Here is a 13,376-nt window from a genome sequence, read left to right as displayed (position 1 = left end):
GCGGGCGGAAGGGCCCGGTCCTGGGCCGAGGTTCCAAAACCCCCCAAACCTCCTAATCTGGGGAAATGGGTGAGGACGTCCGGCTGCGGGCCGTGGTGGAGCTGGCGCAGGGAATGGCCGCCGCGCACACTCCGCGCGAGTCCTGGCGGGCCGCCGCCGCGGGGACCTGCCGCGCGCTGAACGGGAGCTTCGCCGCGCTCTCCGTGTGGGAGCGGGACCTGGGCCGGCTGCGGGTCCTGGTGAACGCGGGGCAGCGCGTCCGGGGCGAGGAGGAGTTCCCGGAGAACGAGGCGTACCCCGTCCATCAGTTCCCGGAGATCACCGAGTTCCTGCACGAGCACTGGGCGGGCGGCGGGGAGCCGCACGCCTGGGTCGAGACCGCGGAGGGCCCGGCGGACACCCGCGCGCCCGGCTACTGCCACCAGCGGGTGGCCGCGCTGCGGCGCCGGGGTCGTGGCTGCTGTGTGATCGCGCCGATCGTGCTGCACGGGCGGGCCTGGGGCGAGCTGTACGTGGCGCGTTCGCCGGGCGCGCCGGTGTTCGACCGGGGCGACGCGGACTTCGCGACGGTCCTCGCGGCGGTGGTGGCCGCCGGGATCGCGCAGACCGAACGGCTGGAGGAGGCCCGCAGGCTGGCGTTCACCGACGCGCTCACGGGGCTCGCCAACCGCCGCGCGGTCGACCTCAGGCTCGACGAGGCGGTGGAGCGGCATCTGGCCGACGGCTGTGTGGTCAGCCTGGTCGTCTGCGACGTGAACGGCCTGAAGCGGGTCAACGACACCCAGGGTCACGCGGTCGGCGACCGCCTCCTGGAGCGTTTCGGCTCGGTCCTCTCGCTCTGCGGCGCGATGCTGCCGGGGACGGTGGCGGCGCGGCTGGGCGGCGACGAGTTCTGCCTCCTCTCGCTGGGCCCGACGGCCGACGAGGTGGTGCGGATCGCGGACGAGCTCTGCGTACGGGCGACGGAGCTGGAGCTCGGCGACGGGGTGGCGTGCGGGGTGGCGTCGACGGGTGACCCGATCGGCCCGGTCCGCTCGGCCCGCCGCCTCTTCCGTCTGGCGGACGCGGCCCAGTACCGGGCGAAGGCGGCGCACGCCGCTAAGCCGGTGGTCGCGGGCCGTGAGGGGGGCAGGGGCGGGGCGGACCCGGTGATCAGCCTCGCCGACGCGCCGGAGGGGACGTCCCCGGCGGGGGAGCGGCGGAAGTTCCGGGGACGGGGGACACCACCAGGGCGGTGAGTGGTCCGCTCCTGCCGTAAGTGGTCCGCGCCGAATCCGCCCGTGACACTTGGCGATTCAATCCGTACGCTGCTGAATATGGATATGCACACCGTGGGCACCGTGGCCCTGGGCACCACAGGGACAACCGCGGCGGACGTCATCGCCGTCGCACGCGACAACGCCCGGATCGAACTGACGGATGACGCACGGGCCTCGCTCGCCGCCGCCCGCGAGATCGTCGACGCGCTCGCCGCCAAGCCCGACCCCGTCTACGGCGTCTCGACCGGCTTCGGCGCCCTGGCCAGCCGCCACATCGGCCCGGACCTCCGCGCCCAGCTGCAGCGCAACATCGTGCGCTCGCACGCGGCCGGGATGGGCCCGCGCGTGGAGCGCGAGGTGGTCCGCGCGCTGATGTTCCTGCGCCTGAAGACGGTCTGCTCCGGCCACACCGGCGTACGCCCCGAGGTCGCCCAGACCATGGCCGACGTCCTCAACGCCGGCATCACCCCGGTCGTCCACGAGTACGGCTCGCTCGGCTGCTCCGGCGACCTCGCCCCGCTCAGCCACTGCGCGCTGACGCTGATGGGCGAGGGCGACGCGGAGGGCCCCGACGGCGAGGTGCGGCCCGCCGGCGAGCTGCTCGCCGCGCACGGCATCACCCCCGTACAGCTCCGCGAGAAGGAGGGCCTCGCCCTCCTCAACGGCACCGACGGCATGCTCGGCATGCTGATCATGGCCCTCGCCGACCTGGAGAACCTCTACAAGTCCGCCGACGTCACCGCGGCCCTCACGCTGGAGGCCCTGCTCGGCACGGACAAGGTCCTCGCCCCCGAGCTGCACGCCATCCGCCCGCACCCGGGCCAGGCCGCCTCCGCCGCCAACATGCTGGCCGTCCTCGCGGGTTCGGGCCTCACCGGGCACCACCAGGACGACGCGCCGCGCGTGCAGGACGCGTACTCCGTGCGATGCGCCCCGCAGGTCGCGGGCGCCGGGCGGGACACGATGGCGCACGCGCGCCTCGTCGCCGAGCGCGAGCTGGCCGCCGCCGTCGACAACCCCGTGGTGCTGCCCGACGGACGGGTCGAGTCCAACGGCAACTTCCACGGCGCCCCGGTCGCGTACGTCCTGGACTTCCTCGCCATCGCCGCCGCCGACCTCGGCTCGATCGCCGAGCGCCGCACCGACCGCCTCCTCGACAAGAACCGCTCGCACGGCCTGCCGCCGTTCCTCGCGGACGACGCGGGCGTCGACTCGGGCCTGATGATCGCCCAGTACACGCAGGCGGCACTGGTCAGCGAGATGAAGCGGCTCGCCGTCCCGGCGTCGGCCGACTCGATCCCCTCCTCCGCGATGCAGGAGGACCACGTGTCGATGGGCTGGTCGGCGGCGCGCAAGCTCCGTACGGCGGTCGACAACCTCACCCGCATCGTGGCGATCGAGCTGTACGCGGCCACCCGCGCGGTCGAGCTGCGCGAGGGCCTCACCCCGGCGCCCGCGACGCGCGCGGTCATCGAGGCCGTCCGCAAGGCGGGCGTCGAGGGCCCGGGCCCGGACCGCTTCCTCGCGCCGGACCTGGCGGCGGCGGACGCGTTCGTACGGGCCGGGGCGCTGGTCGCGGCGGTGGAGCCGGTCACCGGGGCGCTGGCCTAGGCGATCGCTGTCCCGCACGCATGACAGAGGGTGCCGTCACGGCTGACGGCACCCTCTGTGCGTGCTGGTGGGGGCACGTCAGTCGCGGTCGACGTGCTCGCGGGTGATGTCGCCCTTGACCGCGTCGACGTCGAAGTCGGTCTTGTTCCAGTCGTCGGTGACGACGTCGACGGACCAGACGAGGGAGCCGCTGTCGGTGTCGTCCAGGCTGACCGAGGTGACGGTGCCCTTCTTCTTGTCCGTGGCCGTCTTGGCGGCGTCCTGCGGCGTCTGCTTCGCCTTGGCGAGCCAACCGGCCAGCTCGCGCTTGTCGTCGGCGTCCTGGTCCTTGTCCGGGTCGGAGCTGATCACCTTGCCGGAGACCGCGTCGATGTGGACCTTGTGGACGGTGCCGTCCTTCTCGGCGACCTCGGCGACCCACTGCGGGTTGCCGGAGCGGGCGCTGGCGCTGGCGCTGGCACTGGCGCTCGGGCTGCCGCTCGCGCTGGCACTGGCGCTGGGGCTCGCGCTGCCGTCGTCGTCATCGTTGTCGTCGCGGCCGTCGCGGTCGTCGTCGTCGACGCCCTCCAGGTCCAGCTCGGTCAGCTTGCCGCCCGAGACCTTGGCCAGCGCGGTGTCGGCGGCCTTGTCGTAGGTGACCTTGGTGACGCCGAGCAGCTTCTTCCGCTCCTGCTGGTCCTGCGTGAGGGACGCGCTGCCGGAGGGGCTGTCCGACGGGGCGGCCTTCTCCTTGGGAACGGACGCGCCGGAGGCCGAGGACGCGGACGTCTTGCTGTCGCTGTCCCCACACCCGGCGACCAGGGCGGCCGAGGCCACGATGGCGCACACGGTGCCGGCGATGCGGATGCGGCGGGCACGCGAGGTGCCGGAGTTCTTCTGGCGGAGCTCGTTACTCATACCCGCATGATGAGCCGCCGTCCCGCCGTGCCTCGGGCCCCACGCACGAGGGTCACCCGATCGACTGTGGTCCCGGCTCTTTTGGGGCTCGGTTTGGGCGGGGACGTTGGTGGGGCGGTGACGTTGGGGGTGGGCGGGGCCGCCCGGGGTTTTGCGGAGTGTGGCGGTTCCGGGCCGGCAGTAAAGGGCGCCCTTCGGGCGTCGGCTTCGCCGATTCCGCTGCGCTCCACCCTTGACTCCCGTCCCTACACCGCGACTTGACCTTCGACCCGGACGGCCAGGGGTGGGGCCGGCGGGGTCTGGGGGTTGGGTCATCACGTTTCGCTGCCGGGTGCGGCCCGGTCCAACGTGGGCGGAGGCCACGGTGCGAGCTCGGCCCACGGCCGGTGTGGTCGGGTCATCAGCTTTCGCCGCCGGGTGCGGCCCCGTCCATCGTGCGCCGAGGCCCCGGTGCGAGCTCGGCCAGCCGCGCGGCCTCCTCGCTAGGGTCATCGGCTCACGCTGCCGGGCGCGGTCCGGTCCATCGTGAGTGGGGGCCCACTATGCGGGTGCGGGCAGCCTGGCGGTCTCGCCGTTCGGGTCATCACGTGTCGTCCCCGGCGCGGGCTCGGCTCACCGCACGGCGTCCCCGCTCGGGTCATCGGCTCGCACTGCCGGGTGCGGTCCGGTCCATCGTCGGCAGGTGTCACCTTCGCTGCGCTGCCCGGGGGCAGGGGGCTGTGGCCTCGGGGTCTGTCACCTACTTTGGGAAAGTTGCGAATGAATATGCCGCGCGCCCCCCTGTCACCACCCAAGCGCCCCCGGAACCGTTCCATCCGCCGAAGGGAATGGGGCGGGTGGGTCCTCTGCGAGCCGGGGGAATTCTGGGACTGGTGGGTTCTCGTGGCGCATGAGGTGTGTGGGGTGGATGGGGTCGGTGGGGCCACCGGGCTGGGTGGAGGGGCCGGACCCTGTGATCGAGCACCCGCTGGGCGGCGCGCGGGGAGTGGCAGGGGGGCGCGCGGGGGTCTGATTCGCAACTTTCCCGAAGTAGGTGCCAGACCCCCAGCGCCACGGTCTGCATCGGTAGCTCGACACGCACTCCGACCCTGACGCCCACCCACCATGAGCCGCCCCGCACCCGGCAACGCGAGTCCACGACCCGAGCCGCGAGGCCGCCGGGTTGGCCGCGCACGCACGTGGCCCGCACCCACGATGGACCGGGCCGCACCCGGCCGCGAGAGGTGATGACCCGAGCGGCGAGGCAGCGTTGACGGCGGAGCTTCGCCCCTGGCATCCGCCCGCGATGGGCCGGGCCGCACCGGGCCGCGCGAGCTGATGACCCGAGCAGCGTGGCCGCGTGGACGGCCGAGCCTCGCCCCTGACGCCCGCCTACGATGGTCCGGGCCGCACCCGGCAGCGCGAGGTGATGACCCGAACAGCGAGGCCGCCGGGGTGGCCGGGCTCGCACCGTGGCCTCTGCCCACGATGGACCGGTCCGCACCCGGCGGCGAAAGTCGATGACCCGACCACACCGGCCGTGGGCCGAGCTCGCACCGTGGCCTCCGCCCACGTTGGACCGGTCCGCACCCGGCAGCGAGACGTGATGACCCGAGCAGAGAGGTCCGCCGCCTCACCCCTGGCCGTCCGGGTCGAAGGTCAAGTCGCGGTGTAGGGGCGGGAGTCAAGGGTGGAGCGGAGCGGAATCGGCGGAGCCGACGCCCGTAGGGCGCCCTTTACTGCCGGCCCGGAGGCGCCACACTCCGCAAAACCCCGGGCGGCCCCGGTGACCGTCGAAGTCACCGCGTACCCCCGCTCCGGGCACGTATCGCGGATATGAGCGCCCGCAGCTGCCGGGGCCCGGTGCTGAGGACGACCTCGGCGTGGTCCTCGCTCTCCCGGAGGGAGACCGTTCCGTCGCGGGACGCCTTGACGTACACGCAGGACGACCCTTCCTCGCTGTACGTGGACTTCTGCCAGTTCGACTCGCTCATGAGGGGTCCTTCACATGTCGTGAACAAGGCGGTGGACAAGTTCGCGAGAGGCCTCCGGGCCCAGGGTGACGCTCTCCATGCGGTCCAGGACCAGCCGGTATTTCTCCAACTGACCCCCCGCGTCGACGACCTCGATGCCATGGGTCGTGTCGAGCTGCACGGTGTCCAGCGCGGGCACGGGCCCGTGCGCGTAATCCACCCCATGGCCCGACGTGGGAAACGACGTGCCGTCGAAGGGGATCACCCGGATCGTCACGTTCGGCTCCTCGCCGGCCCGGACGAGGTGTTCGAGCTGCGCCTTCGCCACCTCCCGTCCGCCGAACTGCATGCGCAGCGCCGCCTCGTGAACGAGCGCCGTATACGGGACCCGCCGGTCGCCGTGGAGGACCGCCTGGCGCTTGATGCGATGGGAGACGCGGTACTCGATCTCGTGCGGACGCAACGCCGGGACCACTTCGCGGAACAGGGCACGCGCATGCTCGGGTGTCTGGAGCAGCCCGGGAATGTTGATGACCTGCGCGACGCGCAGCGACACGGCGTGGTGTTCCATCTCGGCCAGGTCCAGGAGCCGTGGCGGGAGGCTGTCGCGGTACTCCTCCCACCACCCGCGGGTCCGCTCGGCTGCCATGTCCGCCAGCGCGTCGACGAGCCGCTGATCAGTGCAGTCGTACATGTGGGCGAGGGTGCGCACGCGTTCGGCGCTCACGCCGAAGCGGTTGGCCTCGATGTTGCTGATCTGGGCCTGCGTGGTGCCCAGGGCGCGAGCGGACTCCGCGGCGGTCATGCCCGCGCGTTCGCGCAGCCGGCGCAGCTCCGCACCGATGCGCTGACGGCGCGCCGTCGGTGCGCTCCTCGTGGCCATGGCTCTCCCGCTCCATCCCGTACGCGTACGCCCGTCGTGGGCGTCACCCACACGAAGGAAAACCCTGAAGGTTTTGCTCGGTAGTGCAAAACCTTCAGCAACCGGAGCCTACGGTGAGGGGAAGCCGCTCAACTCGCCCCGCCAGTAAGCCGGAAGCGCACCGCAACCCCCGCGGCATGCCACCGCCCGGCGCAGCCGTGGAGCGGACAAGTCCCGTCACCGCAGGAGGCGTTCATGGTCACCGTATCCCCGCCGCAGGCCCCCGCGGCCCCGCACGACGAACCCGTCCCCTGGGCGTACGCCCTCCAGCTGCCGCACGACGCCCGCGCACCACGCGTGGCCCGCCGCACGCTGCGGACCGTGCTCGTCGCGCACGGCCTCACGGACCTGGTCGAGGTCGCCGAGCTCTTGACGTCGGAGCTGGTGAGCAACGCCTACCTGTACGCGGAGGGGGACGTGACCCTACGACTGCGCGCGTCGGACGGCGGGCGGCGGTTGCGGGTGAGTGTGTGGGACTCCAATCCGCACATCCCCCCTCCGTTCGACCGGGGACCCGGCGCCGCCGGGCTGTGGCCCGTGCCGGTGGAGGCGGGCGGCGGGCGCGGGCTGTTCCTCGTATGCCATTACGCGCGAGCGTGGGGAGGTCATCCGCTGGGTGACGACCTCTTCGGGCGTGGCGGCAAAGTGCTGTGGTGCGAGTTGGCGGGCTGAGGCTCAGTACGCCGCCCCTCTGCCCGCCCCGCCGGAGGCGCCCCGCTCCCTGCGTACCGAGAAGACCACGAAACCCGCGCCCAGGCTCAGGAACGCCGAACCGCCGATCACGTACGGCGTCGAATCGAAGCCGCCGGTCTCCGCCAGGTGGCCCGACGCGGCCGTGGTCGTGAAGTGGTCGTCGCGAGCAGGAGGAGTGTGTGACGCGTGTGACGACGCCTGCGGGGGCGCGTCGGCCGGCGGCGCCGTCGCGTTCGCGGAGGGGACGAAGCACAGGGCGCCGAGAAGGGCTCCCGCTGCGGCGGTGGTCAGCAGCGATCGACGTGCGGACACGGAATCGGATCCCCCTTGTGGAGCTGGCGAATTGGCCGTGTGGGGCGATGCTAATGAAAGGGGCGGGTCGCGGGAAAGTCGCGAGGGGGGAGGGCCGTACGCTCCGTCCCATGAGTGGAGACGAGACATCACGGTATGTGCGGCTGCGGGTCGAAATGGTCGTCGAGGTGGATGACGCCCAGAAGCTGACCGGAGCCGCCCTCGGGCACATCGCCGAGGACGAACAGATGCCCGCCGAGGAGCGCGCGCACGCCGAGGCCGCCGTCCAGGAGGACGTCGCCGAGGCGCTCGCCTACCTCGTGGACCCCTTCGACCTGGTCAGCCAGGTCCCCGGCACCGAGCTCACCCAGGCCTCCTGGAGCAGCGAAATGATCGACTACGACCCCGATTCGCCGGACTGGGAGACGGACGGGGATGATGACGACGAGGATGATGAGGGTGACGCGGACGGGGACACGAACCGCGACGCGTACAAGGACGACGTGCTGTAGACCGGATTGAAGAATCCGGAAACGGGAACCCCGGGCAGCAACCGCCGCCCGGGGTTCCGTCGTCCCACCGAGCACGGTGGCCGAGGCAGGACCGTCCAGTACCGCGAACGTGGTGTTCCCCACATTCGTCGCGGTAGTGGAACGGGACGAACCGGGCAGGACGTTATGCGGACGGGAAACCGGCCGGGAAACTGGGCGGGGAACGGGGACTCACGGGGTTGGTCCTGGGGATTCGGCAACTATGGAGATGCGTGTGATGACGGACAGTAGGCGTCGCGGTTTCGGGCGCCGGCGCAAGAGCGTCGCGGCCGTGTCCGCCCTCGTGGGCGGTGTGCTCGTGCTCTCGGCGTGCAGCGGTGACGACGGCGACAAGGCTTCGGGCGGCAAGGAGTCGCAGAACCAGGTCGACGAGGCGGCCGCCAAGAAGTCATCGGCAGCCCAGATCAAGATCGCGCCGAAGAACGGCTCCGACAACGCGAGCATCAACAGCGCGGCCAAGGTCACCGTCAGCGACGGCACCCTCACGGACGTGACGATGAAGCCGGCCGACGGCGGCGCCGCCGTGCAGGGGCAGATAGCCGCGGACAAGAAGAGCTGGAAGCCGAGCGGCCAGCTGGAGCGCGCCACCAAGTACAAGATCTCGGTCACCGCCCAGGACTCCGAGGGCCGCAAGGCGCACGAGAACTCGGCGTTCACGACGGTCTCGAAGGCCAACAGCTTCATCGCGAACTTCACGCCCGAGAACGGCTCCACCGTCGGCGTCGGTATGCCCGTGTCGCTCAACTTCGACAAGGGGATCACCAACAAGAAGGACGTCCAGTCCGCGATCAAGGTGTCGTCCAGCAGCGGCCAGGAGGTCGTCGGGCACTGGTTCGGGAACAATCGCCTGGACTTCCGCCCCGAGCAGTACTGGAAGGGCAACTCCACCGTCACGCTGAAGCTGAACCTCGACGGCGTCGAGGGCGCCGACGGCGTGACCGGCGTGCAGCAGAAGACCGTGCAGTTCAAGATCGGGCGCAACCAGGTCTCCGTCGTCGACGCCAAGACGAAGCAGATGAAGGTGATGCGCGACGGCAAGGTCGTGAAGACCATTCCGATCTCCGCGGGCTCGCCCCAGAACAAGACGTACAACGGCAAGATGGTGATCTCCGAGAAGTTCAAGGAGACCCGCATGGACGGCGCCACCGTCGGCTTCAAGGACGGTGACGGCAAGGGCGAGTACGACATCAAGGACGTGCCGCACGCCATGCGCCTGTCGAACTCCGGCACCTTCATCCACGGCAACTACTGGGGCTCGCCGTCCATCTTCGGCGGCGCCAACACCAGCCACGGCTGCATCGGCCTGCAGGACGCCAAGGGTGCGGGCGACAAGAGCACGCCGGGCTCCTGGTTCTACGAGAACTCCATCACCGGTGACGTCGTCGACGTCCGCAACACCGGCGACAAGGTCGTCGCCCCGGACAACGGCCTCAACGGCTGGAACATGGACTGGGCGCAGTGGAAGGCCGGCTCCGCCGTCTGACCCCCGGCCCACGGTCGTCGTACGCCAACGGCCCGCACCCCCGACGACGGGGTGCGGGCCGTTGGCCATTTCCCGTCGTGCCCCAACTGTGCACTCCTGTCGCACTGTTGAGCGGGAGGTCCCCCCTCGGCATACTTCGACCTCCAAGGGGCCACTGCCCCTTAACCTCCAGGGGGAGACTTGCACAGACAAGTGAAGAGAGCGTGCGGGGCCGGTATCGCCGCGGCGGTCGCCGTGGCCCTCGCGGCGGGCATGACCAGCCCGGCGGCCGCGAACCCGGTCACCGCGGGACAGGCCCGCACAGCGGGGGGCACGGGTACGGGTACGGGTCCAGGTACGGGTCCAGGTACGGGCGCCGCCGGAGTCACCGGCGCCGGCACCACCCACGTCACCCTGATCACCGGCGACCGGGCCGTCCTCGACGCCGAGGGCCGGGTGATCGGGCTCGACCGCGCCAAGGGGCGGGAGCACATCCCCGTACAGCTGCGGCGCAGCGGCGGGCACACGCTGCTGATACCCGCCGACGCCCGGCGTCTCATAGCCGACGGCACGGTGGACCAACGCCTGTTCGACGTCACCGAGTTGAACAAGAAGCGCAACCGTGCCGCCCAGAAGAAGGGCCTGCGCGTCATCGTCGGCTACAAGGGAGCCGCGGGCGGCGCCAGGGCCGAGGTGCGCTCGGCCGGTGACACCACGGTGCGCCGGAGCCTGACCTCGCTGAACGCCGACGCGCTCAGCACCCCGAAGCGCGACGCGGCCGACCTGTGGACCGCGCTCACCAGCGGCAAGGACGGTGCCCGCACCGCCGCGTCCGGCATCGGCCACGTCTGGCTGGACGGCATCCGCAAGGCGAGCCTCGACAAGAGCGTCAAGCAGATCGGCGCCGACAAGGCCTGGGCCGCCGGGTACGACGGCAAGGGCGTCAAGATCGCCGTCCTGGACACCGGCATCGACGCCACCCACCCGGACCTCAAGGACCAGGTGGTCGCCGAGAAGAACTTCTCCCAGGCGGCCGACGCCAAGGACCGCTACGGCCACGGCACCCACGTCGCGTCCATCGCGGCCGGCACCGGAGCCAAGTCCGGCGGCAAGTTCAAGGGCGTCGCGCCCGGCGCGAAGCTCCTCAACGGCAAGGTCCTCGGCGACGACGGCTACGGCGAGGACTCCGGCATCATCGCCGCCATGGACTGGGCGGCCGCCGAGGGCGCCGACGTCGTCAACCTCAGCCTCGGCGGCCCCGACAGCCCCGGCATCGACCCGCTCGAAGCCCAGGTCGACAAGGTCTCCGCGGAGAAGGGCATCCTCTTCGCGATCGCCGCGGGCAACGACGGCGAGCCCGGCACGATCGGCTCGCCCGGCAGCGCGGACGCCGCCCTCACCGTCGGCGCGGTCGACGACCACGACAAGCTGGCGGACTTCTCCAGCCAGGGCCCGCGGATCGGCGACGGCGCGATCAAGCCGGACGTGACCGCGCCCGGCGTGGACATCACGGCCGCGGCGGCACCGGGCAGCGTCATCGAGAAGGAGGTCGGCCAGAACCCCGAGGGCTATCTGACGATCTCCGGTACGTCGATGGCGACCCCGCACGTCGCGGGCGCCGCCGCCCTGCTCAAGCAGCAGCACCCCGACTGGAAGCAGGCCGAGCTCAAGGGCGCCCTCACCGGCTCCACCGCGCCCGGCGCGTACACGCCCTTCCAGCAGGGCTCGGGCCGCATCGCGGTCGACCGCGCCATCGAGCAGAGCGTCGTCGCCGAGCCCGTGTCGGTGGGCTTCGACCGGCAGCAGTGGCCGCACGCCGACGACAAGCCGGCCACCGAGAAGGTGACGTACCGGAACCTCGGCAAGACCGCGGTCACCCTCGATCTCACAGTGACGGCCACCGACCCGAAGGGCCGCCCGGCCCCGGCCGGCTTCTTCACGCTCGGCGCGAAGAAGGTCACCGTCCCGGCGGGCGGCACCGCCTCCGTCGACCTGACCGCCGACACCCGCCTGGGCGGCACCGTCGACGGCGCGTACTCCGCGTACGTCGTCGCGACCGGCGACGGCCAGAGCGTGCGCACCGCCGCCGCGGTCGAGCGCGAGGTGGAGTCGTACGACCTCACCCTGAAGTACCTCGGGCGTGACGGGCAGCCGACGAAGAACTTCGACGTCTCCCTGCTCGGCCTCACCGGCGCAGGACAGGGCGTCGACCTGTCGCCCTACGACGCCTCCGGCACCGTCAAGGTGCGGGTGCCCAAGGGGAGTTACGTCCTGAACTCCAACGTGGTGGCCGACCCGGCGGACTTCTCCAAGGGCGTCGACTGGCTGGCCCAGCCGAAGCTCGACGTCACCAGGAACACGACGGTGACGGTCGACGCGCGGACCGCGAAGCCGGTCGACGTCACCGTGCCGGACACCGGCGTCACGGGTGTGCTGGCCGCGCCCGAATACACGGTCGAGACCGCGGACTTCAGCGCCGGCTACGGCTGGCTCCTGGACGAGTACAAGAACTTCCGCACCGGCTCCGTCGGCGCCACCCCGACCGGCGTCACGCTCAACCAGCAGTGGGCGGCCGTCTGGACCAAGGGCGGCGACACCGAGTACAACACCCTCGCCGGCGGCCCGGTGAAGCAGGTCGCCACCGGCTACACCAAGCACTACAAGGCGAGCGACCTGGCCACGGTCAAGGCCGGACTCGGCGCCTCCGTGCGCGGCAAGACGGGCTCGCTGCGCGCGTACGGCGAGCTGCCCACCTCCCAGAGCGGCTGGTCCGTGGGCGTCCCGACGAAGCTGCCCACCACCCGCACGCTCCTCGTGTCCACCGCGGACAAGGTGAAGTGGGGCCTGGACTTCGAGCAGAACGGCCCGGTCGACCCGAACGGCTTCCCGACGGCGGAGGTGGGGTACTCGCTGGGCACCCCGCAGACGTTCACCGGGGGCAAGAGCTACGAGAAGACGTTCAACACGGCCGTCTTCGGCCCGCGCATCGGCGGCGGGTACGGCGTCTTCCGGGACGCCGACGAGATTTCGGGGTATCTGCCGCTGTACGCGGACGGCAAGACGCACGCCGGCTACTCGCTGTACTCGGCGGTGAAGACCACGCTGTACCGCAACGGCACCAAGGTCGCCGAGAACGACGACCCGCTGGTCGGCCAGAAGCCGTTCAAGGTGCCCTCGGGCGACGCCGCGTACAAGCTGACGACGTCCGTGAAGCGCAGCGTCAAGATCGGCGCGGCCACCACGCGCGTCGACGCGAGCTTCTCGTTCCGCTCCAAGAAGGCGGACCACGCGAGGCTGCCGGTCTCCGCGGCGCGGTTCAGCCCGGCGGTCGACCTGTGGAGCAGGGCGAAGGCGGGCGAGAAGCAGTCGGTGCCGGTGACGGTCCTCGGCTCGGCGGCGGGCGCCAACCTCAAGTCCCTCGCCGTGTACGTCTCCTACGACTACGGCCAGACCTGGAAGAAGACCACGGTCAGCCACGGGAAGATCTCCGTGACCAACCCGGCCAAGGACAAGGCGGTCTCGTTCCACGCCAAGATCGCGGACAAGAAGGGCAACAAGTCGACGCTGTCGATCTACAACGCGTACTACGGCAAGTGAGCACCGCGCACTGACACGCCGTCAGTGAGGTGAACGGACGCGGCGCCGACGGAGCAGATGGCCGTCGGCGCCGCGTCGCGTCGCAATCAGGGCCGCGTGGACATACGGGGGACGAAATACGGGGGACGGCCGGGCCCCGCC

10 protein-coding genes are annotated in these 13,376 nt (G+C 71.4%); 6 read left to right on the top strand and 4 right to left on the bottom strand.

The genetic code is table 11. The annotated features are described in order from the left end of the window. Nucleotides 1-65: 65 nt before the first annotated feature. Complete coding sequence (locus ACFYO9_RS04120; RefSeq protein ID WP_355803473.1) at nt 66-1,238, top strand: GGDEF domain-containing protein; 1,173 nt, start codon at nt 66-68, stop codon at nt 1,236-1,238. A 93-nt stretch (nt 1,239-1,331) separates the two neighbouring features. After that, entirely contained in the window at nt 1,332-2,870 is a 1,539-nt protein-coding gene (gene hutH / locus ACFYO9_RS04115; protein ID WP_388666017.1) for a histidine ammonia-lyase, read from the top strand. A gap of 78 nt (nt 2,871-2,948) precedes the next feature. Here hutH and ACFYO9_RS04110 read toward each other — a convergent pair whose 3' ends face one another. The 3 genes from ACFYO9_RS04110 to ACFYO9_RS04100 all read right to left on the bottom strand — a co-directional run bounded on the left by ACFYO9_RS04110 (nt 2,949) and on the right by ACFYO9_RS04100 (nt 6,602). Further along, nucleotides 2,949-3,767, bottom strand: coding sequence for a PepSY domain-containing protein (locus tag ACFYO9_RS04110; protein WP_355803471.1), 819 nt, complete (start codon nt 3,765-3,767; stop codon nt 2,949-2,951). Between the two features lie 1,778 nt (nt 3,768-5,545). Then, entirely contained in the window at nt 5,546-5,740 is a 195-nt protein-coding gene (locus ACFYO9_RS04105) for a DUF397 domain-containing protein (RefSeq protein ID WP_355803469.1), read from the bottom strand. Nucleotides 5,741-5,750: 10 nt separating this feature from the next. Next, entirely contained in the window at nt 5,751-6,602 is an 852-nt protein-coding gene (locus ACFYO9_RS04100; protein WP_358777589.1) for a helix-turn-helix transcriptional regulator, read from the bottom strand. A 234-nt stretch (nt 6,603-6,836) separates the two neighbouring features. On the opposite strand from ACFYO9_RS04100, the gene ACFYO9_RS04095 reads away from it, so the two are divergent. After that, nucleotides 6,837-7,313, top strand: coding sequence for an ATP-binding protein (locus tag ACFYO9_RS04095; RefSeq protein ID WP_358777588.1), 477 nt, complete (start codon nt 6,837-6,839; stop codon nt 7,311-7,313). Nucleotides 7,314-7,316: 3 nt separating this feature from the next. On the opposite strand, the gene ACFYO9_RS04090 is transcribed toward ACFYO9_RS04095, so the two are convergent. Next, nucleotides 7,317-7,646 (bottom strand): LAETG motif-containing sortase-dependent surface protein, encoded by a 330-nt coding sequence (locus ACFYO9_RS04090; protein WP_355803463.1) that lies wholly within the window; start codon nt 7,644-7,646, stop codon nt 7,317-7,319. A 110-nt stretch (nt 7,647-7,756) separates the two neighbouring features. Between ACFYO9_RS04090 and ACFYO9_RS04085 the strand changes: the two genes are divergently transcribed. The 3 genes from ACFYO9_RS04085 to ACFYO9_RS04075 all read left to right on the top strand — a co-directional run bounded on the left by ACFYO9_RS04085 (nt 7,757) and on the right by ACFYO9_RS04075 (nt 13,235). Continuing rightward, nucleotides 7,757-8,137, top strand: a complete 381-nt coding sequence (locus ACFYO9_RS04085; protein WP_355803462.1) for a hypothetical protein — start codon at nt 7,757-7,759, stop codon at nt 8,135-8,137. Nucleotides 8,138-8,393: 256 nt separating this feature from the next. Further along, the gene (locus tag ACFYO9_RS04080) at nt 8,394-9,659 is read left to right on the top strand and encodes an Ig-like domain-containing protein (protein WP_358777587.1); all 1,266 of its coding nucleotides are present in this window, start codon (nt 8,394-8,396) and stop codon (nt 9,657-9,659) included. A gap of 180 nt (nt 9,660-9,839) precedes the next feature. Then, a complete protein-coding gene (locus ACFYO9_RS04075) occupies nt 9,840-13,235 on the top strand; it encodes a S8 family peptidase (RefSeq protein ID WP_358777586.1) in 3,396 nt (1,131 codons plus the stop codon). Nucleotides 13,236-13,376: the final 141 nt, after the last annotated feature.

Origin of the sequence: Streptomyces sp. NPDC005863, from assembly GCF_042871345.1 — a bacterium.
Lineage (GTDB): Bacteria > Actinomycetota > Actinomycetes > Streptomycetales > Streptomycetaceae > Streptomyces.
Note: the sequence above shows the minus strand (reverse complement) of the source record. Positions and strands in the feature narration are given on the sequence as shown.